The organism is Staphylococcus sp. GDB20D11A (assembly GCF_016893255.1).
GTDB lineage: Bacteria > Bacillota > Bacilli > Staphylococcales > Staphylococcaceae > Staphylococcus > Staphylococcus aureus.
This window is the reverse complement of record NZ_JAFEPJ010000009.1, coordinates 34,617-58,498: the sequence shown is the minus strand read 5'-3', so window position 1 is coordinate 58,498 and position 23,882 is coordinate 34,617. Positions and strand designations below refer to the sequence as shown.

At 33.4% G+C, this 23,882-nt stretch carries 17 protein-coding genes and 1 riboswitch; of the genes, 4 read left to right on the top strand and 13 right to left on the bottom strand.

Annotated features, from left to right (window positions below):
* Positions 1 to 8: 8 nt before the first annotated feature.
* Positions 9 to 704: a pseudouridine synthase gene (locus JV528_RS06800; RefSeq protein WP_001217116.1), complete on the bottom strand. Its 696-nt coding sequence runs from the start codon at positions 702 to 704 to the stop codon at positions 9 to 11.
* Entirely contained in the window at positions 701 to 2,362 is a 1,662-nt protein-coding gene (locus JV528_RS06795; protein WP_000004344.1) for a putative polysaccharide biosynthesis protein, read from the bottom strand. The genes JV528_RS06800 and JV528_RS06795 overlap by 4 nt, the downstream gene beginning before the upstream one ends.
* Positions 2,363 to 2,768: 406 nt before the next feature.
* Between JV528_RS06795 and JV528_RS06790 the strand changes: the two genes are divergently transcribed.
* Positions 2,769 to 4,037, top strand: coding sequence for a BaiN/RdsA family NAD(P)/FAD-dependent oxidoreductase (locus JV528_RS06790; RefSeq protein ID WP_000284996.1), 1,269 nt, complete (start codon positions 2,769 to 2,771; stop codon positions 4,035 to 4,037).
* Positions 4,038 to 4,153: 116 nt separating this feature from the next.
* On the opposite strand, the gene sasC is transcribed toward JV528_RS06790, so the two are convergent.
* The 4 genes from sasC to JV528_RS06770 form a co-directional block, all read right to left on the bottom strand.
* Positions 4,154 to 10,711 carry an LPXTG-anchored aggregation protein SasC gene (gene sasC / locus JV528_RS06785; protein ID WP_204177684.1) on the bottom strand — a complete coding sequence of 2,186 codons (6,558 nt, stop codon included), beginning with the start codon at positions 10,709 to 10,711 and terminating at the stop codon, positions 4,154 to 4,156.
* 327 nt (positions 10,712 to 11,038) lie between these two features.
* Entirely contained in the window at positions 11,039 to 11,350 is a 312-nt protein-coding gene (locus tag JV528_RS06780) for a rhodanese-like domain-containing protein (protein ID WP_000836469.1), read from the bottom strand.
* Positions 11,351 to 11,371: 21 nt separating this feature from the next.
* Positions 11,372 to 13,789 carry a leucine--tRNA ligase gene (leuS, locus tag JV528_RS06775; RefSeq protein WP_014532646.1) on the bottom strand — a complete coding sequence of 806 codons (2,418 nt, stop codon included), beginning with the start codon at positions 13,787 to 13,789 and terminating at the stop codon, positions 11,372 to 11,374.
* Between the two features lie 287 nt (positions 13,790 to 14,076).
* Positions 14,077 to 15,258 carry an MDR family MFS transporter gene (locus tag JV528_RS06770; protein WP_204177685.1) on the bottom strand — a complete coding sequence of 394 codons (1,182 nt, stop codon included), beginning with the start codon at positions 15,256 to 15,258 and terminating at the stop codon, positions 14,077 to 14,079.
* Positions 15,259 to 15,367: 109 nt separating this feature from the next.
* Here JV528_RS06770 and mnmL point away from each other — a divergent pair, with 109 nt between their 5' ends.
* Positions 15,368 to 16,321: a tRNA modification radical SAM protein MnmL/YtqA gene (gene mnmL, locus JV528_RS06765; RefSeq protein WP_086039760.1), complete on the top strand. Its 954-nt coding sequence runs from the start codon at positions 15,368 to 15,370 to the stop codon at positions 16,319 to 16,321.
* Positions 16,318 to 16,881 (top strand): tRNA 5-(aminomethyl)-2-thiouridylate-methyltransferase MnmM, encoded by a 564-nt coding sequence (mnmM, locus tag JV528_RS06760; RefSeq protein ID WP_204177686.1) that lies wholly within the window; start codon positions 16,318 to 16,320, stop codon positions 16,879 to 16,881. Before mnmL ends, mnmM begins: the two co-directional genes overlap by 4 nt.
* 119 nt (positions 16,882 to 17,000) lie before the next feature.
* Here mnmM and JV528_RS06755 read toward each other — a convergent pair whose 3' ends face one another.
* The 3 genes from JV528_RS06755 to JV528_RS06745 all read right to left on the bottom strand — a co-directional run bounded on the left by JV528_RS06755 (position 17,001) and on the right by JV528_RS06745 (position 18,921).
* On the bottom strand, positions 17,001 to 17,402 hold the full coding sequence (locus tag JV528_RS06755) for a transcriptional regulator, SarA/Rot family (RefSeq protein WP_000757543.1): 402 nt from the start codon (positions 17,400 to 17,402) through the stop codon (positions 17,001 to 17,003).
* Between the two features lie 569 nt (positions 17,403 to 17,971).
* Complete coding sequence (locus JV528_RS06750; protein WP_000266096.1) at positions 17,972 to 18,799, bottom strand: alpha/beta fold hydrolase; 828 nt, start codon at positions 18,797 to 18,799, stop codon at positions 17,972 to 17,974.
* A gap of 2 nt (positions 18,800 to 18,801) precedes the next feature.
* Positions 18,802 to 18,921, bottom strand: coding sequence for a hypothetical protein (locus JV528_RS06745; protein WP_014937042.1), 120 nt, complete (start codon positions 18,919 to 18,921; stop codon positions 18,802 to 18,804).
* Positions 18,922 to 19,032: 111 nt separating this feature from the next.
* Between JV528_RS06745 and JV528_RS06740 the strand changes: the two genes are divergently transcribed.
* Positions 19,033 to 20,034 carry a proline dehydrogenase family protein gene (locus JV528_RS06740; protein WP_001196355.1) on the top strand — a complete coding sequence of 334 codons (1,002 nt, stop codon included), beginning with the start codon at positions 19,033 to 19,035 and terminating at the stop codon, positions 20,032 to 20,034.
* 121 nt (positions 20,035 to 20,155) lie between these two features.
* On the opposite strand, the gene ribH is transcribed toward JV528_RS06740, so the two are convergent.
* From ribH to ribD, 4 genes are read right to left on the bottom strand one after another with little or no spacing between them, the layout of a single operon-like run.
* Positions 20,156 to 20,620 carry a 6,7-dimethyl-8-ribityllumazine synthase gene (gene ribH, locus JV528_RS06735; RefSeq protein ID WP_001008551.1) on the bottom strand — a complete coding sequence of 155 codons (465 nt, stop codon included), beginning with the start codon at positions 20,618 to 20,620 and terminating at the stop codon, positions 20,156 to 20,158.
* Positions 20,621 to 20,632: 12 nt separating this feature from the next.
* Positions 20,633 to 21,814, bottom strand: a complete 1,182-nt coding sequence (ribB, locus tag JV528_RS06730) for a 3,4-dihydroxy-2-butanone-4-phosphate synthase (RefSeq protein WP_001159035.1) — start codon at positions 21,812 to 21,814, stop codon at positions 20,633 to 20,635.
* A 10-nt stretch (positions 21,815 to 21,824) separates the two neighbouring features.
* Complete coding sequence (locus JV528_RS06725) at positions 21,825 to 22,457, bottom strand: riboflavin synthase (protein WP_000493886.1); 633 nt, start codon at positions 22,455 to 22,457, stop codon at positions 21,825 to 21,827.
* A gap of 6 nt (positions 22,458 to 22,463) precedes the next feature.
* Entirely contained in the window at positions 22,464 to 23,507 is a 1,044-nt protein-coding gene (ribD, locus tag JV528_RS06720) for a bifunctional diaminohydroxyphosphoribosylaminopyrimidine deaminase/5-amino-6-(5-phosphoribosylamino)uracil reductase RibD (RefSeq protein WP_000077341.1), read from the bottom strand.
* 126 nt (positions 23,508 to 23,633) lie between these two features.
* Positions 23,634 to 23,769, bottom strand: a riboswitch (FMN riboswitch).
* Between the last annotated feature and the right edge of the window lie 113 nt (positions 23,770 to 23,882).

Below are 23,882 nucleotides of genomic sequence, written 5' to 3'. Positions count from 1 at the left end.
TCTCCCTTTTATTTATAATTTAATTTGTCAAAATCATTTTCAGTTAATAAACGATATTCTCCTGAATCTAAATTGCTGTCCAATTCTAAATCAGCAATTTTGATACGTCTTAAATGTAATACCTCATTTTGAATGCTATGAAACATTCGTTTAACTTGATGATATTTTCCTTCATAAATTGTTACGTGCGACGTTTGATTATCAATATAAGTTAATATTGCAGGCTTAACCTTGCCATCAGACAGTTTCACACCCTCTTTAAAAGCTTGAATGTCGTCTTCAGTGATAGGATTTGCTGAAATAACTTCATATTTTTTAGAAACATGTTTGTTTGGACTCATTAATTCATGATTAAAATCACCATCATTCGTTATCAATAAAAGCCCTTCTGTATCTTTATCAAGACGACCAACCGGAAAAATATTTAGATGTTGGTATTCAGGTATTAAATCAATAACGGTTTTTGAATGATGATCTTCAGTTGCCGATATATAACCTTTTGGCTTATTTAACATAATATAGACATTTTCAACGTATTCTATTAATTCTCCACGAACTGATATCTTATCGTTTTCTGGTTCTATATGTGTTTTTGGTGATTTAATTACTTGTTCGTTGACATTTACAAGGCCTTTTTTAAGTAACTGTTTGACCTCATTACGTGTACCGACGCCCATATTTGCTAAAAATTTATCTATTCTCATCGTAAAAACCTAACTCTACGTCTTAATTTTTCAGGAATTTCACCTAAGAATTCGTCCGCAAGACGCGTTTTAATAGTGATTGTACCGTAAATTAGAATACCTACTGTAACACCTAAAATAATAATGATTAAGTAACCAAGTTTAGTAGGTTCTAAGAATAGATTTGCAAGGAAGAATACTAATTCTACACCTAGCATCATAATAAATGAATACAAGAATATTTTTGCAAAATGAATCCAACTATAGCTGAATTTAAACTTCGCATATTTTTTAAGAATATAGAAATTACATCCAATTGCAAATAATAATGCGATACTAGTACTTAAAATTGCACCAGGTGTATGGAATAACATAATTAATGGATAGTTTAACGCTAACTTGATAACTACAGAAGCTAAAATAACATAAACTGTTAATTTCTGTTTATCTATACCTTGTAACATTGACGCTGTTACACTTAATAGTGAAATTAGTATTGCTACAGGCGCATAATAGAATAATAAGCGACTACCATCATGGTTAGGGTCATGACCTAAAACAATTGGATCGTAACCATAGAAAACTGTGAATAATGGTTGTGCCAAGGCCATAATTCCAATACTAGCTGGAACAGTTATAAACATTAATACACCAATAGATGTTCTAATTTGATGATGCATTTCATGTAAGCGACCTTCTGCAAATGTTTTTGTAATATAAGGAATTAAACTTACTGCAAAGCCAGCACTTAATGATGTCGGAATCATTACAATTTTATTAGTTGACATATTTAGCATATTAAAGAATATATCTTGTAACTGTGAAGGTATACCAACTAAAGATAAAGCACCGTTATGTGTAAATTGATCTACTAAGTTAAATAATGGATAATTCAAACTTACAATAACGAACGGAATACTATAAGCAATAATTTCTTTATACATCTTGCCATATGACACATCTATATCTGTGTAATCAGATTCGACCATACGATCAATATTATGCTTACGCTTTCTCCAGTAATACCAGAGTGTGAATATACCAATAATCGCACCAACTGCTGCTGCAAAAGTAGCAATACCATTGGCTAATAAAATAGAACCATCAAAGACATTAAGTACTAAATAACTTCCGATTAATATAAAAATCACGCGTGCAATTTGCTCAGTTACTTCTGACACCGCTGTTGGCCCCATAGATTTATAACCTTGGAATATACCCCTCCATGTCGCTAATACAGGAATAAAGATAACAACCATACTAATGATTCTTATAATCCAAGTAATATCATCGACTGACCAACCGTTTTTATCATGAACGTTTCTAGCTAATGTTAATTCAGAAATATAAGGTGCTAGGAAATACAGTACCAAGAAACCTAAAACACCGGTAATGCTCATTACAATAAAACTCGATTTATAAAATTTCTGACTGACTTTATATGCCCCAATAGCATTGTATTTCGCAACATATTTCGAAGCTGCTAAAGGTACACCTGCTGTCGCAACTGCAATTGCAATATTATATGGTGCATAAGCGTATGTGAACGGCGCCATATTTTCTTGTCCACCAATTAAATAGTTGAATGGAATGATAAAAAGTACGCCCAATACCTTGGTAATTAATATACTAATGGTAATTAAAAAGGTTCCACGCACCATTTCTTTACTTTCACTCATTACGAATCTCCCTATCTCATGTTTATTAAAGTTTTGTAAACTAAAAGCTATTTCTCTGTAAAATCATTTTTCATTATTATGAATATATCACAAAACTTTATTTCATTGTCGTATATTCAATGAATTATCATAACAAAATTATCAACGCATTGTCATTGAATACTCGATTTTGATTAGAATATTACGAAATTTCATATGAACATTATACTACTATTTGAGATGAACATCGCATAACAGTAGAAAAATCATTCTTATCATACACATACATCTTCAATTTTTATGAAGTTCACATTATAAATATATTCAACATAATTGTCATCTCATAACATAAGAGATATAGCAAAGTTTAAAAAAGTACTATAAAATAGCAATTGAATGTCCAGTAACAAATTTGGAGGAAGCGTATATGTATCAAACAATTATTATCGGAGGCGGACCTAGCGGCTTAATGGCGGCAGTAGCTGCAAGCGAACAAAGTAACAATGTGTTACTCATTGAAAAAAAGAAAGGTCTAGGTCGTAAACTCAAAATATCTGGTGGCGGTAGATGTAACGTAACTAATCGATTACCATATGCTGAAATTATTAAGAACATTCCTGGAAATGGGAAATTTTTATATAGTCCCTTTTCAATTTTTGATAATGAATCCATCATAGATTTTTTTGAGTCTAGGGGTGTTAAATTAAAAGAAGAAGATCACGGGCGTATGTTTCCAGTCTCCAACAAAGCACAAGACGTGGTTGATACATTAGTGACAACTATCGAACGCCAACATGTAACGATTAAAGAAGAAGAAGCTGTTAGTAGAATCGAAGTTAATACAGACCAAACTTTCACTGTACATACTCAAAGCAGCAGCTATGTAAGTCATTCACTTGTGATTGCTACAGGTGGTACAAGTGTCCCTCAAACAGGTTCAACTGGTGATGGTTATAAGTTCGCACAAGATTTAGGTCATACCATTACAGAGTTATTCCCGACCGAAGTTCCAATTACATCAGCTGAACCTTTCATCAAATCAAATCGTCTAAAAGGTTTAAGTTTAAAAGATGTTGAATTGTCAGTACTTAAGAAAAATGGTAAAAAACGCATCAGTCATCAAATGGATATGTTATTTACTCATTTTGGTATCAGTGGTCCAGCTACATTAAGATGTAGTCAGTTTGTTTATAAAGAACAAAAAAATCAAAAGACACAGCATATTTCTATGGCAATCGATGCATTTCCTGAATTAAACCATGAACAATTAAAACAACACATCACATCATTATTATCGGACACACCAGATAAAATCATTAAAAACAGCTTGCATGGACTAATTGAAGAGCGCTATTTACTGTTCATGCTGGAACAAGCTGGAATCGATGAAAATACCACATCACATCACTTATCAAATCAACAATTGAACGACTTAGTAAATATGTTTAAAGGGTTTGTATTTAAGGTAAACGGGACATTACCTATAGATAAGGCATTTGTCACAGGCGGTGGTGTGTCACTTAAAGAAATTCAACCTAAAACAATGATGTCTAAATTAGTCCCGGGATTATTTTTATGTGGTGAAGTATTAGATATTCATGGTTATACTGGTGGTTATAATATTACAAGTGCACTCGTAACAGGACATGTCGCTGGATTATATGCCGGTCATTACTCACATGCATCAATGGAATAATAGTATAAAATTTGGTTCGATTCTCTTTAGTAGATTAACTTTTTCATTCAATTAAAAATGACCTTAATATAACTGAGTCACTAAAAAGTGTCGTTATATTAAGGTCATTTCGTTAATTATGATTCTTTTTCGTTTTTAGTACGTCTTCTAGCTAACAAAGCCGCACCTGTAATCAGTGCAAATTCTTTCAATGGTAAATCCATTCCTTCAGAACCTGTATTTGGAAGTTCTTTTTCAACTTTGCGCGATTCATGTGTCTCTTCTTTTTTAATAGGCGTACAAACTTTTGGAGCTGACTGAATTACTTTTGGTGATACTTTCGTCGCTTCAGCTGGTAATTTAATTGCTAAAATTTCATCAACAATGAATTGCGTATGTTGTTTGATGTCATTTAATGTCGCATCTTCATCAATCATTCTATTGCCATCTGTAACATATTGATCAATTAATGCTTTTACTTTAGCTAATTGTTCTGGTGTTGCGATCGCTTTGAATTTCGCATATGTTTGTTGAGCAATGTTATCAATGCGCAGTAAGCTATTTTCTTTTTCAGTAATTACTGCTTCTATATCGCCTAATGCAACATTAAATCGTTTTAAAACTGCATCAACATCAGCATTAGTGCGTGCTGTTTTTAATTCTTCATCCATTTGTAATTTTAATGCAGTTATAGCTTTTAATGCATCAGCCTTATTACGATCACTTACTTTTCGATAATTTTGCACTAAATGTGTAACACGCGCAAGATCATCATTAATCGTTTTTTCAGCATCTGGCTTCTTAATAGGATGTACATCTAAATCATGTATTGTTTGTAGATTTAATGATGCTGTTTTATCAACTTGTGCATTGCTACGATCTTGATCAATTTGTCCAATAGCAGTGTCATAAATGTTTTGTAACTGAGCTAAAATACTATTTCTTTCTTCTACCGTTGCTTGAATATTCGCTTCAATTGCTTGTTTCTTATCATTGAGCAATGTTGTTAATTGTTCTCGAGCAGACGCTTTTCTGTTAATAACAGGTTCGATTTCACGAATTTCATTTTTTCCATCATGCAATAAATATGCCACATCAGCATTCGTCACTGCACTAGCAATTTGTTGTTTAGCTTTAATTAACTCTTTTTCAACTTGTGCTATTGCAGCATTTTGTTCTTCATCTGTCGCTTCGTTATTTGCTTTAATTAAATTAATTTTATTTGTAGCGATATTTTGAATTTGTTGTAATGCTGTTGCTTTAACTGTTGTCGCTGGTTTTATTTTTGAAATAATATTTTGAGCATCGATACTATTTTGATTAACTTGCACAGTTTTATCTGCATGATTGATCTGATCAATAGCCTGATTAAGTGCTTGTTCTACTAAATGTTTAGCAGCTAATCTTTCTTCTTCGGTAGATAAATCACTTTGATCAATAAGTGCATTTTGAGCTTCAGCTTTTGCGCTGACAGATTGACGCGCTGCTGGTTTAACTTGAACTTTAGGTAAAATCACTTTAATGTTGTTGTTACCATCAGCCTCAGTTTGATCCACTTCTGCATTCGTTTTGTTTTGTGCAATATCATTTTTAATTGCATTAACAATTTTATTTAACGTATCAATAGCAACATTTCGTTCATCTTGCGTAGTATCTAACGTATTTCGGATTGCATCGAGTTGGTTATTATTACTTTCATCAATGTTATCCAACGCTGCACGTTTACGTCTAACTTTCGGTTTAATTTGTTCGATTGCCTTAATTGTTTGATTTCTAACATCATTTACAGCTGCATCTTGTGTCGTATTGTCTATATCTTGTTGCGCTTTTTTGAGCGTGTCGCTAATTAATTGATTCGCTTCATCTAATTCATCAACTGTTGCATGTGGTGTATCTTTTATTAATTCTACTTGATTTTCTGCACTTGCTTTTATTGCTTGTTGTGCTTCAGGCTTAATTACAATATGAGGCTGTACACCTTTTAGTGTAGCAATGCCATTTGTTTCAACACGTTTCACATCATTATTCGTTACTGCTTGATTGATGTTTTGTAATGCAAGTTTTTCATTATTCGCTAATTGATTTAAAGCAACTTGTTTTTCTTCATCAGTCGCATGTTCAGCTTGCTCAATTTCTTGCTTTTTAGCTTCATATTGTTGCTTAACTGCATCTCTAGCACCAGCTCTAACAATATGTTCAGGCGTTACTAAAGCAATGCTATCAAGCGCTTGACTAGTTGTATCATCAACTTGTTGATTTGTTCTATTATTCGTAATATCTGTCATGGCTTGATTTACAAATTCATTGATTTTATCTAGTGCTACTTGTCTTTCTTCTGCTGTTGCTTCTTTATCCTGATTAATCTTCGCACGTAATTCATTCGCTTTTTGATTGATTTTTTCACGTGCAGCTGGTTTAACTTTAGTTTCAGGTTGAATAATTTTAATTGCTGATACACCATTTGTTGCTGCTTGATTCACCTGACTGTTCGTTTGAGCTTGGTCAATAGCTGCAAGTGCTTTTTCTTTTTCTTTAGTTAATGCTTGTGAAGCAACTTCTTTCTCATTATCTGTTGAATCAAGACTATTATCAATTTGCTGTTGCTTTTCTTTAACAGCTTTTTCAATATCTGCAATTGCCTTTGGTTTAATTACTACTTCGGCTTCAACATTATCTATAGCATTTACCGCTTGATTTGTAGTTGCGTCTACTTGATCATTTGTTTGGTTTTGATTAATTTGATTAAATCCTTGATCTTTAAGTTGATTGATTTGATTAACAGCAGCCTGCTTTTCTTCATCAGTTGCATTAGGTGTTTGTTTAACCGCTTCAATACGCTTCGCCACTTCAGCAGTGATTTTATCTCGCGCTGCTTGTTTTTTTACTACGTCAACTTGAACAGCATCGATATTATTCTCTGCCACTGTCGCAGCTTGGTCTACTTCCGCATTTGTGTTAGCTTGTTTAATACTTTCAATAGCTTGTTGTCTGTCTTGATTTAAAGTATTAATCGCAGCATTTTTCTCATCATTCGTTGCATCTGGTGTAGCATTGATTTCAGCTAATTTAGTATTATAATGCTGATTGATTTGTGCTAGTGCTGCAGGTTTTTTAACAATATTTGGCTGAATCGCATTAATTGCTTTTGTACCTAATTGTTGCGCTTGATCTACTTCCGCATTTGTATCAGCTTGATTTATATTATTAATTGCCGTTGCTAATTCTTGGTCTACTTGATTTAATGCTACTTGCTTTTCTTCAGTGGTTGCATTTGTATTTTGATTAATTTCTTGTTTTTTTGCAGTTGCTAAGTCAGTTAATACACCTGTAGCAGTTTGTTTCTTCGTTACATGCGGTTGAACTGCGCCGATTTGATTGACTGCATCGTCTCTAATACTATTGACCATCGCAGTAGTAGACGTCACACCAATATCAGTTAATGCTCTATTTTTAAGTGTATTGACACGATTTATCGCTTCTTGTTCCTCTTCTCGAGTCGCGCCAGGTGTAGCATTGATATTTGTTATCGCCTCTCGCGCTTTATCATTTACAGCATTGCGAGCATCCGTTTTAACTTGTGTTGCCGGTTGAATCACAACTATATTTTGTGTGCCTTGATCTTTTGCTTGTGCAACTTCTTGATTCGTATCTGCTGCATTAATATTTTGCTTCGCTGTGGCTACAGCTTGATCAAGTAATTGTTGTGCTGCTTGTTGTTCTTCGAGCGTCGCATCATTATTATTAAATATCGTATTATGTTGCGTTTCCGCACTTTTATCGATGGCATTTTTTGCATCTGTTTTTACTTTTGTAGCTGGTGTAATTGCTTGTATTCCTTGAATCGCATTTGTCTTTACTTGTTCAACATCAGCATTGGTATTAGCGTTTAAAATGTTTGTGTTTGCTGCAGTTACAGCAGCATTCACTTTGTCAATTGCTGCTTGTCTTTCTTCTTGAGTCGCATCAGGATTAGCATTAATCTCTGCGATATGTTGTTGTGCATCATGTGATACGGCATCCCTTGCAGCTTGCTTAACAACAGTTACAGGAGCAATTGGATTAATGGCATTTAGACCATCTCCTTTGGCGTTATCAACATCAGCATTTGTTGTTGCTTGATTGATTTGTTCTAAAGCATGGTTGGTTGCTTGAGTTAATTCGTTCAATGCTGCATTTTTCTCTTCCTGAGTTGCTTCTCTATTACTATTTATTTGTTGTCTTTTCGTTGCTGTTGCTTGGTTAATTGCATCTCTTGCAGCTTTTTTATGAGTTACTTGAGGAACAACTGCTCCAATAGTATTGATGCCATTATTTTTAGCTGTTTCTACGTCAGTATTTGTAGTAGCATTCGTAACATTATCAATAGCATCTGTTTCATCCGTAGCTAATTGATTTAGTGCATCTTGAATCTCGTCTTCAGTAGCATCTGGTGTTGCATTGATAATTGCCCTTTGTTTCGTTGCTTTATCACGTATTGCTTTTTTAGCATTTGGTTTAACAACCGGTGTTGCAGTATCCCCACTTAATGTCTGTATACCTTGATCTTTGATTCTAGTAACGCCATCATCAGTCGTTTGGTCACCAATATTACCAATAATTTCATTTTTATGTTCCTCGATAACTTGTATTGCTGCTTGTTTTTCTTCATCTGTCAGTTCATCATTTTGGTTTACTAAATCTTCCATTTGGTCAACTTTTTTATTAACTGCATTTTCAGCATCAACACTTCGAATTAACGTGTGTTGCATTTGATTAGTTAATGAATCAATATCTGCTTGAGAAACTCTTTTATTTAATGGTACATTGTTACGATTTTCATCTAAAATCGTTTGTGCGCGTCGTTTCAGACCATTAAAAATATCTAATGATGCAAATGTATAATCAGCTTGTTGAATACGTCTGTCAACTTCGGCTTGTAATGCATCTTTATTCATTATGATATCGATTGTATATGGATTTGTACTTACAGTATGACTTTCAGCAGCTGAATTAATGAAATCTTGTGTATATGTTTTATACGTTAATGTCTCGTTAAATGTTACTGTTCTTGGTGTCGGCACATTATTTACACGTAATTTATATCTTAAATCGAGTATTTTATCAGGCATAAGTCGTGCCGGAGAGTTTGCTGTACCTCCTCCAGTACTTTTAATTGTTATCACACGATTTGCTGCATCATATGTAACATTCATATCATTAACATCAACGCCTGAATTGTTACTTGGAAAATCTTTAGTCAATGAATTGTTCACATATTCAACACCTTCAGGTAATTGAACTTGATATACAAAGTCATTTGTATCTAGAGAAGCACCAGAATTACCATTATTCTTTAATGATGTTGTTACAGTAAACTCTTTATTATTTGTTGCTGTTGGATCCATTGTTCGTCTTTCAACATAAACATGTGACTCAGAATGAAGTCCGATAGAGTCAACAAAGCTGTAGTATTTGTAACCATCTTTTAGTTGATAAATGCCACGCGCATCTGTTATTGCGTCATTTTTAGGTACAAATTGAATTTTGAGATTTCTCACATTATCAGGTACTTTAAATAAACGCAAAGTTGGACCGCCTTCAACAGTCTTTTCAGCAATCGTATCATTAGTATCAGCATTTTTGATAATAACATTTGTTGCGCCTTGACCGTTTTTAGTAGACATTGTATTAAATTCAAAGATTAATTCAGAATTCGGATTTACTGTTAATGTTTTCTCGATACCATTAAAATCGCCATGGTCATTCGTATCAGTTCCATGTATACGACCTAATGCAATTACATTTCCTTGTGCTTGATAGTTCTTATTATCTCCTGAATCAAACATGCTCGTTCTTACCATTGCATGACTAAACACCCCTACTTTACCACCATTGATTAGTGTGAAGCCCGGCAAGTTATTAACAACGTTTACTGTTGGCACAGAGCTGTTGGTACTTGGTCTAATACCATTGTCATCAAAAGACAGCACTTCGTTAGGTGCATTTTGTCCTGCATTATTGGCATTGGGATCTGTTGTTGGCGTGTATGGCGCTGTATTTCCAGCTGGCACAGTGCCATTAGCCGCTGCAGCCGCTGGATCTGCTGGAGTTGCATTAGGATCTGCCGGTGCGGCACGTCTACTTCTCTTTTTCGGTCTATTAGATGCCTGTTCAGCAATTGCAACTAGCTCTGGTTTATCTGAAGAATGACGAACATCTTCTTGAATTTCCTTTAAAGTTAGATGTCCTCCTGAACCATTTTCATTTGTTCTATTTGGTACATTTAATGTGGTATTATTCGACACTACATCATTATTATTAGCGTTTGACACTGTCTCTGTTGCTGTTGAATTAGCATCAGAATGATTATTATTTTGCGTAGGCGACGCGCTAGGCTGTATTGGAGCTGGCGTAGCTTGATTTGCTATACTACCATTATTATGATTAACCAATGCTTGATTCGTTGATTGATTAGTTGTTGCAGATTGATTAGGTGTATTCTGCGCACTATTTGCTAAACCTCTATTATTAGCAACATTTGTATCTTGTGAATTTACAGGTGTTGCTTGATTAGTATCGCTTTGTACATTATTATCCGTAGTTAAGGCTTGTGCACCATTTGGGTTTGAAAGTAATAAAACTGTTCCGATTAAAGTAGAGAATATGCCTACTTTATACTTCCTAATACTATATTTATTTTTCTTTAACAAATTCATTTCATTTTCCTCCTGGTTGTCTGTTCTCTGCTGTGTTGTTTAGAATTATGCTAAAAATATACGTTCCCTCACATTATGTTTATAGCTATATTATTTTGTACAATATTTTAAGTTCACTCAATTTTATCATCATCATTTTATAAAATAAAGTTTTATTTTATTACAATTTAGTTTCCGTTTTGTAATTAAAATCTTAATAAAACATAACAAGAACGCTTTAGATTGTTTTGTAACAGAAAGCAATTCATACCAAAAAAAACACCAAGCAACCGAAAAGTTACTTGGTGTCATTACAAATGTAATATTATTTTAAATTATGTCACTACTTTAAATACTTTTTATTTCCAAACCTTCATCGCCCCAAGCGTGCATGCCGCCTTCGACATTTACGGCATCAATGCCATTTGCCTCTAAATATTCTACAACTTTGGCACTACGAACACCGCCAGCACAAACAATATAGTAGGTTTCATTTTTATTAAATACGTCAAGATTGTCTGGAATGGTATCCATTGGAATTAACTTTGCATTAGGAATATATCCCATTGCTGTTTCTTCATCAGTACGAACATCAACAATTTGAACTGGGTTTGATTCTAAAAGTTTGTTTTTTAATTCATCTGTAGTAATTGACTTCATTTTAAAGTCCTCCTTAAAACATTATTTAGCTACAATATTGACTAATTTTTGAGGAACAGCGATGACTTTCATGATGTCTTTACCTTCAATACTCGCTTTTACATTGTCATTAGATAAGGCAATTTCTTGCATTTCTTCTTTTGATGTATCTTTAGCAATTTTAATTTTAGCTCTCAATTTACCATTAACTTGAACAACGATTTCTACTTCATCATCTACAAGTAGTGCTTCGTCATAAGTCGGCCAAGGTTGGTACGTAATAGACTCTTCATGTCCTAATTTTGACCATAATTCTTCACCGATATGTGGTGCAATAGGTGCTAACATTTTAACGAAGCCTTCAATGTAAGGTTTATAAACTTCATCAACTTTATAACACTCATTAATAAATACCATTAATTGACTAATAGCAGTATTAAATCCTAATGTTTCAAAGTCTTCTGTTACCTTTTTAACAGTTTGATTATAAACTTTATCTAAAGATTTATTATTTGTAGTAACAATTTTTGAACTTAATGTACCGTCTTCATTAACAATTAAACGCCATACGCGATCTAAGAATCGACGAGACCCATCTAATCCTTTTTCACTCCATGCAATTGCAGCATCTAAAGGTCCCATAAACATTTCGTAAAGACGTAAAGTATCTGCACCATGAGACTGTACTATATCATCAGGATTGATTACATTTCCTTTAGATTTACTCATCTTCTCATTACCTTCTCCTAAAATCATACCTTGGTTAAATAATTTTTGGAAAGGTTCTTTAGTAGGTACGATACCCAAATCATAAAGGACTTTATGCCAAAATCTTGCATATAATAAGTGAAGAACCGCATGTTCTACTCCACCGATATATAAATCAACAGGTAACCAATGTTTTAATTTTTCGGGATCTGCTAACATATTTTCATTTTTAGGATCGATGTAACGTAAATAATACCAACAACTACCTGCCCATTGTGGCATCGTATTTGTTTCACGACGTCCTTTCATACCAGTTTTTTCATCTATAACATTTACAAATGAATCAATATTAGCTAGTGGAGACTCACCAGTCCCTGATGGCTTGATTTCATCTGTTTCAGGTAACAACAATGGTAGCTCTTCTTCAGGAACAGTTGTCATTGTTCCATCTTCCCAATGAATGACAGGAATTGGTTCACCCCAATAACGCTGACGACTGAATAACCAATCTCTTAATTTGTAATTAACTTTCTTTTCGCCAGCACCTTTTTGATCTAATAATTGAATAGCTTTAGTAATTGCCGCTTCATTTTCTAAACCATCAAGTTCACCAGAATTAATATGTTTACCTTCACCAGTGTATGCTGCTTCTTCAACATTTCCACCTTCAATGACTTCAATGATTGGCAAATCAAACTTTTTAGCAAATTCAAAATCTCTGTCATCATGCGCTGGTACTGCCATAATTGCTCCAGTACCATATGTTGATAATACATAATCAGCAATCCAAATTTGTACTTTTTCACCAGATAAAGGATTAATTGCATATGCACCAGTAAACACACCTGATTTATCTTTTGCTAAATCTGTACGTTCTAAATCTGACTTTTTAGAAGCTTCTGTTTGATAAGCTTTTACTTTTTCTTTATATTCATCAGTTGTAATTGAATTAACTAATGCATGTTCAGGACTTAAGACTAAGAATGATGCACCATAGATTGTATCTGGTCTAGTCGTAAATACTTCTACTTTTCCTTCCGCATTATCAACATCAAATGCAACTTTGGCACCTTCTGAACGTCCAATCCAGTTACGTTGCATATCTTTTAAAGACTCAGGCCAATCTAAATCATCTAAATCTGCTAATAATTGATCTGCATATTCTGTAATTTTAAGTACCCATTGCTTCATTGGTTTACGATAAACTGGGTGACCGCCACGTTCAGATACACCGTCAATCACTTCTTCGTTAGATAAGACAGTACCTAATGCAGGACACCAGTTAACTGCAACTTCGTCAACATATGCTAAACCTTTGTTATATAACTGTATGAAAATCCACTGTGTCCATTTATAGTATTCTGGATCTGTTGTATTAACTTCACGATCCCAATCATAACTGAACCCTAATTCTTTAATTTGTCGTTTAAAAGTTTGGATATTTTTCTTTGTAAATTCACGTGGGTCGTTGCCAGTGTCTAAAGCATATTGCTCTGCTGGTAATCCGAATGCATCCCACCCCATCGGATGTAACACATTATATCCTTGCATTCTCTTATATCTTGAAATGATATCTGTTGCTGTATAGCCTTCAGGATGTCCAACATGTAAACCAGCACCTGATGGGTATGGAAACATGTCTAAAGCATAAAATTTCTTTTGACCTAAGTTATCATTTGTTTTAAATGTTTTATTTTCGTCCCAATAGTCTTGCCATTTCTTTTCAATTTGATTGTGGTTGTAATTCAACACATTTCCTCCTATTCAATAAAAAAGACACCTCTAACTATTCTATTTACATAGGGACGACATTTGCCGCGTTACCACCCTATTTCACAAAAATTGTGCACTCATTTTAATAGTAAGAGATGTCATTCATTCAATTTAAAATTAATACGATTTACATTTAGTCCTTAACACTAGCTCTCAGCATCACTAGCTTTCTGTAGAAAAGCTCCAAACGAAATTAAATTATACAAATTAATATTATGTTATAACGACATTTATTTCAAGTCTATAACGTTAATTCTATTTACTCATTATGCATCTAATTTTTTAGGTTGCGTATTATTCTCCTTGAAAACCATTAATAATATTAATGCATATACAAGTAGTAGCATCATACCGATAAACATCATGCGCATATTAAAAGCATCAACTAATACACCACCAAGAAATGGACCGAATGCTTTTCCTACTGTAGCAGCTGAATTCACAAAACCTTGGTACTGTCCTTGCTTACCATCTGGCGCTAACTGATTGGCTATAGTTGGAACTGCTGGCCATACAAACATTTCTCCAAAAGTTAAAATAATCATACCGACAACAAATATTGTAAAGTTTTCGGCAAAGCTCGTGACAAAGAACGACAACATAAAAATGATGATGCCGACAAACATTTGTTTCTTTAAGTTTCCTTTTAACAGATAGAGAATCGGTTTAATTAATGGTTGTGCTACTAAAATCATTATTCCGTTAATTGTCCATAAAACACTATATTGTGCCATTGAAATATTAATAGTTTGTGTAAATGATGCGATTGTAGACTCCCATTGAATATACGCAACCCAACAAATTGCAAACATTGCACAAATTAGTACTAATGAAATAAATCTTGCTTTATTCTTTTTACCAGTAATATCTAAATGAGTTGGATATTTAACTTTCGCATTAATTTCAATATTAAATTGCGTTACCGCGACAAGTGCAAACACAACATACATAATAAGATTGGCTAAAAAGATATAGTTAAAGCTAAATTCTACGACAAAGCCGCCCATTGCTGCGCCGACAGCAACACCAATATTTTGCGCTAAGTATATCGCATTAAACGTTTGCCTTCCGCCATTCGGCCACACTGCTCCAGCCATTGCGTATATCGCAGGAATAATCATTCCGCCACCAAAGCCTAACATTACAAGCCATACAGCATACCAAGGCCACCCGTGAAAGAAATTAAGTAGCGTTGTACTACAAAGACAAGTGAAAGTTCCAATTAAAATCGTCTTGTATCCACCTAATTTATCAAATAGTGAACCACCTAATAAGTTTCCAATAACCATGCCAAATGAATTTATCATTAGCACTAAACCAGCAACAGTTAAACTTTTTCCAAGTTCTTGTTTCATATAAATTGTATTTAAAGGCCACAAAAAACTGGAACCAGTAATATTTAACGCCATGCCAATTACTAGCCACCAGACTGATTTAGGTATATTCATATTTCATAGTTCCTCTCTCTTTTTTGTCAAACTATAATAAACACTATAACATTAAAATATGTTAAAATCTGTACTTAGAACTCTTTTTTTATAGAAAGGAAAATGACATATGGGCAATCATTTCCAATACGCTTTTGAAAACAAACGTTATCACACATGGAATTACCATTTAAAAAATAAATTTGGACAAAAAATATTTAAAGTTGCATTGGATGGCGGGTTTGACTGTCCTAACCGCGATGGCACTGTAGCACATGGTGGATGTACATTTTGTTCTGCTGCAGGTAGCGGAGACTTTGCAGGTAATCGTGCAGATTCAATCGCAGTACAATTTAAAGAAATTAAGGAAAAGATGCATGAGAAATGGCACGAAGGAAAATATATTGCTTATTTTCAGGCATTTACAAATACACATGCACCAGTTGAAGTATTAAAAGAAAAATTCGAACCTGTACTTAAAGAACCGGGTGTTGTGGGATTATCTATTGGTACGCGTCCTGACTGTCTACCAGACAATGTTGTCGAATATTTAGCAGATTTAAATCAACGAACATACTTATGGGTTGAATTAGGACTACAAACAATCCATCAATCAACATCTGATTTAATCAATCGTGCCCATGATATGAAAACTTATTATGATGGTGTGGCAAAATTACGTAAGCATAATATCAATGTATGTACACACATCATTAATGGCTTACCTGGCGAAGACTATGACATGATGATGGCTACTGCCAAAGAAGTTGCACAAATGGATGTACAAGGTATTAAAATTCATTTACTTCATTTGTTAAAAGGTACACCGATGGTAAAACAATACGATAAAGGTTTATTAACTTTTATGACTCAAGAAGAATACACAAACCTAGTTGTGGATCAATTAGAAGTGATTCCCCCTGAAATGATCGTTCACCGAATTACCGGTGATGGTCCAATTGATATCATGGTCGGTCCAATGTGGAGTGTTAATAAATGGGAAGTATTAAATGGCATCGATGCCGAATTAGCACGTAGAAATTCTTATCAAGGGTTGCGTTACAAGTCTAAGGTGAAGCAATGAAATTAGAACGTATACTCCCTTTTTCAAAAACACTTATTAAACAACATATAACACCAGAAAGTATTGTTGTAGACGCAACTTGCGGTAACGGCAATGACACTTTATTTTTAGCCGAACAAGTACCAGAAGGACATGTTTATGGTTTCGACATTCAAGATTTAGCTTTGGAAAATACACGTGATAAAGTTAAGGATTTCAATCATGTTTCTTTAATAAAAGATGGACATGAAAATATTGAACATCATATAAATGATGCACATAAAGGTCATATTGATGCAGCCATCTTTAACCTAGGTTATTTGCCTAAAGGTGATAAATCTATCGTGACAAAGCCTGACACGACAATCCAAGCTATTAATTCATTGCTATCATTAATGTCAATTGAAGGTATTATCGTACTTGTTATATATCATGGTCATAGCGAAGGACAAATTGAGAAGCATGCATTGCTTGATTACTTGAGTACTTTGGATCAAAAGCATGCGCAAGTTTTGCAATATCAATTTTTAAACCAACGTAATCATGCTCCATTCATTTGTGTCATAGAAAAAATTTCTTAAGCATTTGCTGCGCTATACTATTTATAATTTAGGATTGATTAGTCAACATTTGAAAAATTAATATCAACAACAAAAAGAGGTTTTCAACTTAATGAAAACCTCTTTTTATGCTATTAAACTTACACAGCAATAATTGCATTTAAACTATTTTGCATTGCTGTTGCTCTACTTGCAATCGCATCACTGATGAAATTCAACAACTCTACTTTCTCTTGTTGTAACTTTTCATTGAAATGAATAATAACTGTTCTTTCATCGTCAACAGGACGCTCTTTGTAAATCCATTCTAATTCAACTAAATTATTATACGTTCTCGTACGCTTATACGGTTTAACTTCAACAAATCTGTCCATTTCTTTAAGCGTCATAGAACCTTTTTGCCATAAAGTTAGTAAAATTAAAATTTCTTCTCTAGACATTTTGTATTCGCTTTCAATCTCGCTGAAAATTGAGTTAATGTCACCCAAAAGTGTTTCTAATTGCAAAATCCCAAATACAGTGTCGTTATTTACTTTTTTCATGCTAAACATCTCCCAATTAATAATCACATATTTAGCTACCATACAAGTATTAACAAACATCCCAACAATCCCAAAACTTGTATGTGCTAACTTATGCATAAAACTACAAGTGTAAATAAACTTGCTTTCTATTCAATTGTCAAAGTTGAATAAAATTAAATAAGTATAAAAACCAATAATCAATAGAGTTAATATTTAGAAATAAGATAATAGTACATAAAACAAATCACTCTATTACATATTAATTTTATAATTTATATACAAAGAAAATATATCAATATTACCATTAAATTGCAACAATTCTACATATATTTCTTCAAAAAAGATACGCATTGAATTTTTATTACATATAACTCTCATGAAAATTGATTAAACTAAATTAATTAGTTAGCCTTAAATTTAACAAATTAAATCAAACCGAATGAGGCTAAATTGGTTATTTTTCAAGATATGATTTGTATAAATCAAAACATTTCTTACAAATCAAATGTGTATAAAATGTGATATACATTCTCAACCTTAAAAAAGTAAAAAAAGATGAGCATCTACTGTCTCATCTTTTTAGAATATTAAATTTCTACAATTTCGTCATCTTCAACAATAAAGCCCATTGTATTGACGCTATTATTTAAGAAAGTCAGAATATAACGCATTACTTCATCGCGTTCTGGCTCATTGTGAACCTCGTGGTAAAAACCTTGCCAAGCTTTAAAATATAATTCAGGTGTTTGATATTTTTCTTTAAACTCATCAATTGCCCTAGTATCAACAATTAAATCCTTCGTTCCATACATTAATAGTGTTGGCATTGGTTGAATGTCATGAATATGAGCCATCGTATCTTTCATCGTCTCATTAATTGTATTATACCAATGATACGTTGCTTTTTTTAACATTAAACCATCGTTAACTGTTTCTTCAACAATTTCTAAATTACGTGTTAAATCTTTTGGTTCTACACCAACATTAAAACGTGTGTCTTTTGAAATTTTACCTATATTTGAAACAAGTTTATCTTTACGATTTTTTCCATTCTTTTGAAGTTCTAGCATAGGAGAAATTAACATCATCCCCTCGATTGGCAATTCTACTTTTTCAAGTAAATTTAATAAAATCAAACCGCCAAGTCCTACCCCTAATACATAAGTAGGAATTTTATATTCATTAGCTATCTTTAACCAGTCTAGCAAACTTTCGTGATACGTTTGAAAGTTTTCAATTTGTCCTTTATTAGCTCTTGAAGTTTGACCTTGACCAGGCAAATCTCCCATAATCACATGATAGCCATTTCTTCTTAACATCGTAATAACATATGCATATCTTCCCGTATGTTCTAATATATTATGAGCAATAACAACGACGCCTTTCGCATCATTTTCAGCTTCCCACTTCCACATTATTATACTGCCCCTTTTTCATTAATCTTCAATAACATAATTATAGCAAATTCACTATGTAGATTTCTATTTATAGTATTATTGTTGTCCATATTATTATATACAAATGAAATCAACATCAATAATAGTGTAATTATACATAATTATTTTTGATTGTTTTTGATGAAAACGCTTTCTCGAATATTTTTTTCATGCTAAACTTATTGTAAACACAAGGGTTTGGAGGAGTAGCAATGGCACTATTAAAGAATTTTTTTATCGGATTATCTAATAATAGTTTTTTAAACAACGCAGCAAAAAAAGTGGGCCCACGTTTGGGTGCCAATAAAGTCGTTGCCGGAAATACAATTCCAGAGTTAATTAATACAATCGAATACTTAAATGACAAGAATATCGCTGTTACGGTAGACAATTTAGGGGAATTTGTCGGTACAGTTGAAGAAAGTAATCATGCTAAAGAACAAATTTTAACTATTATGGACGCGCTTCATCAACATGGCGTAAAGGCACATATGTCTGTTAAATTGAGTCAGTTAGGTGCAGAATTCGACTTAGAATTAGCTTACCAAAATTTAAGAGAGATTTTACTTAAAGCAAATACTTACAACAATATGCATATAAATATTGATACTGAAAAATATGCTAGCCTGCAACAAATTGTTCAAGTTTTAGATCGATTAAAAGGCGAATTTAGAAATGTTGGTACTGTAATTCAAGCATATTTATACGATAGCCATGAATTAGTTGATAAGTACCAAGATTTACGATTACGTTTGGTTAAAGGTGCATATAAAGAAAACGAATCAATTGCATTTCAATCTAAGGAAGACGTAGATGCAAATTACATCAAGATAATTGAACAACGTTTGTTAAACGCACGCAATTTCACTTCAATTGCAACACATGACCATCGCATCATTAATCATGTAAAACAATTTATGAAAGAAAATCACATTGAAAAAGATCGTATGGAATTCCAAATGCTCTATGGTTTTAGATCAGAGTTAGCAGAAGAAATTGCAAATGAAGGATATAATTTCACTATCTATGTACCTTATGGCGATGATTGGTTTGCGTATTTTATGAGAAGATTAGCAGAACGCCCACAAAACCTATCTCTTGCTGTAAAAGAATTTGTGAAACCTGCTGGCTTAAAACGTGTTGGCATAATTGCAGCTTTAGGAGCTACAGTTATGTTAGGTTTAAGTACAATTAAAAATTTATGCCGTAAATAGAACATGGCATAAACAATAATTTAGGAGTCTGGAACAATAATCAATGTTCTAGGCTCCTAAATGTTATATAGGCAGTTCTGAATCATTTATAAATCTTTGATTATGAACTCACTACAGCGCTCTATGCTTTTATAGATTTTAATAAATTAGCCATTTCAATTGCACTTACTGCTGCTTCGGCACCTTTATTGCCAGCTTTAGTACCTGCTCTTTCCACAGCTTGTTCAATACTTTCAGTCGTTAAAATACCAAATATGACTGGTACATTAGTTTGATCATTTACTTTAGAAACACCTTTCGCGACTTCATTACAAACATAATCATAATGAGACGTAGCACCGCGAATTACGCATCCTAATGTAATTACTGCATCATAATTTCCTGATGAGGCTAATTTTTTAGCTACTAAAGGAATTTCAAACGCACCCGGAACAAATGCTACATCAATATTGTCTTCATTAACATCATGTCGAATCAAAGTATCTTTTGCACCTTCAAGTAATCTTCCAGTGATAAAATCATTAAATCGACTAACTACGATTGCAACTTTCAAATCTTTTCCAATTAATTTACCTTCAAAATTCATGTTAAAGTCCTCCTATATTAAATGACCCATTTTTATTTTTTTCGTTTCCATATAATCATGATTATGTACCGTTTCTGGTACGATAACTTCAATTCTTTCTGCAATATCAATGCCATATTGTTTTAATCCCTCAAATTTACTTGGATTATTACTTAATAAATTGATATGTTCGATGTTAAAATATTTTAAAATCTGTGCAGCAATATGATAATCTCGCAAATCTTCATCAAAACCTAATGCTAAATTTGCAGTTACTGTATCATATCCTTGCTCAATTAATTCATATGCGCGTAATTTGTTTAACAATCCTATGCCACGACCTTCTTGAGGTAGATAAATAATCATGCCGCCATGTTCATTGATATACTTCATAGACGATTCAAGTTGAGCACCACAATCACAACGCTGACTATGGAAAATATCGCCTGTAAGGCACGCAGAATGTAAGCGTACATTTTCATGTTGTCGAATTGCACCTTTTGTCAGTACAACTATCTCTTCATCTGTGTAAGTCGCTTTAAAACCATACATATCAAATGTTCCGAAATCTGTAGGCATTTTCACTTTTGCCTTAAATTCAATTTCTGGTTCTAATTTTTTACGATATTCAATTAAATCATCAATCGTAATCATCTTTAATTGATGTTTTTCTTTAAACTTTTGTAAATCTTGTCCTTTCGCCATCGTGCCGTCATCATTCATAATCTCACAAATGACACCAGCGGGCTTGGCACCAGTAAGTTTAGCTAAATCAACAGCCGCTTCTGTGTGTCCATTTCTAGCTAACACCCCTTTATCTTGTGCCACTAATGGAAATAAATGACCAGGACGATTAAAATCTTTAGCTTCACTACTAGGATCTATGAGCTTTTTGGCAGTCAATGTACGTTCATAAGCGCTAATTCCTGTTGTTGTATCTACATGATCAATACTCACTGTAAATTGCGTACCAAAGATGTCGGAGTTATCATCAACCATTTGTACCAAATCCAAACGTTGTGCAATATCTTTAGACACTGGTGCGCATATTAATCCCCTTGCTTCTTTCGCCATAAAATTAATGGTATTATCGTTCATCCATTCAGTGACCGCTACTAAATCACCTTCATTTTCACGATTCTCATCATCTACTACAATAATTGTTTCTCCATTTTTTAAAGCCATTAAAGCACTGTCAATATTATCGAATTGCATGCTACCCCTCCTAAAAACCAAATGCTCTTAATTTATCTACAGATAATTGGTCTTTATCTTTATTTAAAATATTTTCAACATATTTAAACAAAACGTCTGTTTCTAAATGTACTTTATCTCCTAATTTTTTGGATGATAAAATCGTTGAACGCCTCGTTTCTGGAATAAGATGAATGTCAAAACTGTTATCATGCTTATCAAATACCGTTAGACTTACACCATCCACAGTAATAGACCCTTGCTTAACTAACTGATTATTAATATGTTGGCTACATTGAATAGTAATAATTTTGGCATTGGCTGTTTCATTTATTTTTGAAACTGTTCCTAGTTCATCTACATGACCGAGGACAAAATGTCCACCAAACCTACCGTTACCACTCATGGCACGCTCTAAATTCACTTCTGATTGTCGCTTAACATCTGCTAAATAGGTTTTATTTTCAGTGCCTTTAATTACTTGAACAGTAAAAGATGTCTGATCAAAATCAATCACTGTTAAACATGCACCATTAACACTGATGGAATCACCAATATGCATATCTGCCGTAATCTTATGCGCTTCGATTTCAATCGTCCTGACTGATTGACGAATTTGAACACTTTTAACGACACCTATTTCTTCAACGATGCCAGTAAACATGCATCATCACTTCTTTCGTAAAGTTAATTTAACATTTTGATTTAATAACTCGGAATGAACAATTTCAAATTGGTTCGCATCTGGTATCTCAATCACATCATTTGTTTGATAAAATTGATAATTTCCAGATCCGCCAATTAATTTCGGGGCATAATAGAGAATAAATTCATCTATATAATTAGATTGGAGAAATTCTGATGTAGTGGTTGGACCTGCCTCGACTAGCAAAGTACCAACTCCTCTTTTATATAAATTGTGAAGAATTGTTGTTAAATCACAAGACTTCAAGTAAATAATTTCAATATGTGTTTGATTGGTTGTTAAATTTGGATTTTCTGTATATATCCAAATTGGTGTTGATTCATCTTGATAAATTTGCTGATTAAAATGAATATTCCCAGACTTAGACAATATTACTTTTATAGGGTTTTTTCCATCTTGAATACGTGTAGTATATTGTGGATCATCTAATTCAACTGTACGTCTTCCAGTTAACACTGCGTCGTGTCGATGTCTTAACTTATAGACATCTTGTTTAACCTCTTTGTTAGTAATCCATTGACTTTGTCCATTATCATTCGCTTGTTTACCATCTAAACTTGCAGATACTTTCACTGTAATTTGTGGCAGTTGCTTTGCTTTTGCTTTAAAAAAGTCTTGGTATAATTGTGATGCACGTTCATCATCAACGCATTCAACCTCAATACCGTGATCCCGTAACGTATCATCACCATGTGTATCTAACGAATTGTCTTTTGTTGCGTAAACTACTTTAGCTATCTTACAATCAATTATTTTGTTAACACAGGGTGGTGTTGAACCAAAATGACTACATGGCTCTAACGTAATATAAATCGTCGCACCTTCAGCATTTTGTTGTGCCATATCAAGTGCTTGAACCTCCGCATGCTTGTCACCTTTTCTCAAGTGTGCACCAATACCGACAATCCTACCTTCTTTAACTACAACAGCGCCAACGGGTGGATTAACACCTGTTTGACCTTGTACCATATTTGCAAGTTGAATCGCATAATCCATAAATTGACTCAAATGATCACCTCTATAAACAAAAATCCTCACATCATGAATTAAGATGCAAGGAGAAAAATTTATCGTTAAATAAGCCTATTTGTACACATTTTTACAAATACGCTACATTATCTTTGTCGATAATTAACATTCTTTCTCCCATCCAGACTTTAACTGTCGGCTCTAGAATCTCACTAGATCAGCCACTAATATGAAACATATTAGCAGGTCGCAGGCTTTATTTACTGCCGGTTGGGAATTTCACCCTGCCCCGAAAGAATTATATATGAAATTGTTATAGATTATTTGAGTACGTAGTATGTCAACTACATTTAAAATGATACTATATGTTTTCTGAAAAAACAATTAATGACGGTTTTAATTTAATATAATCTG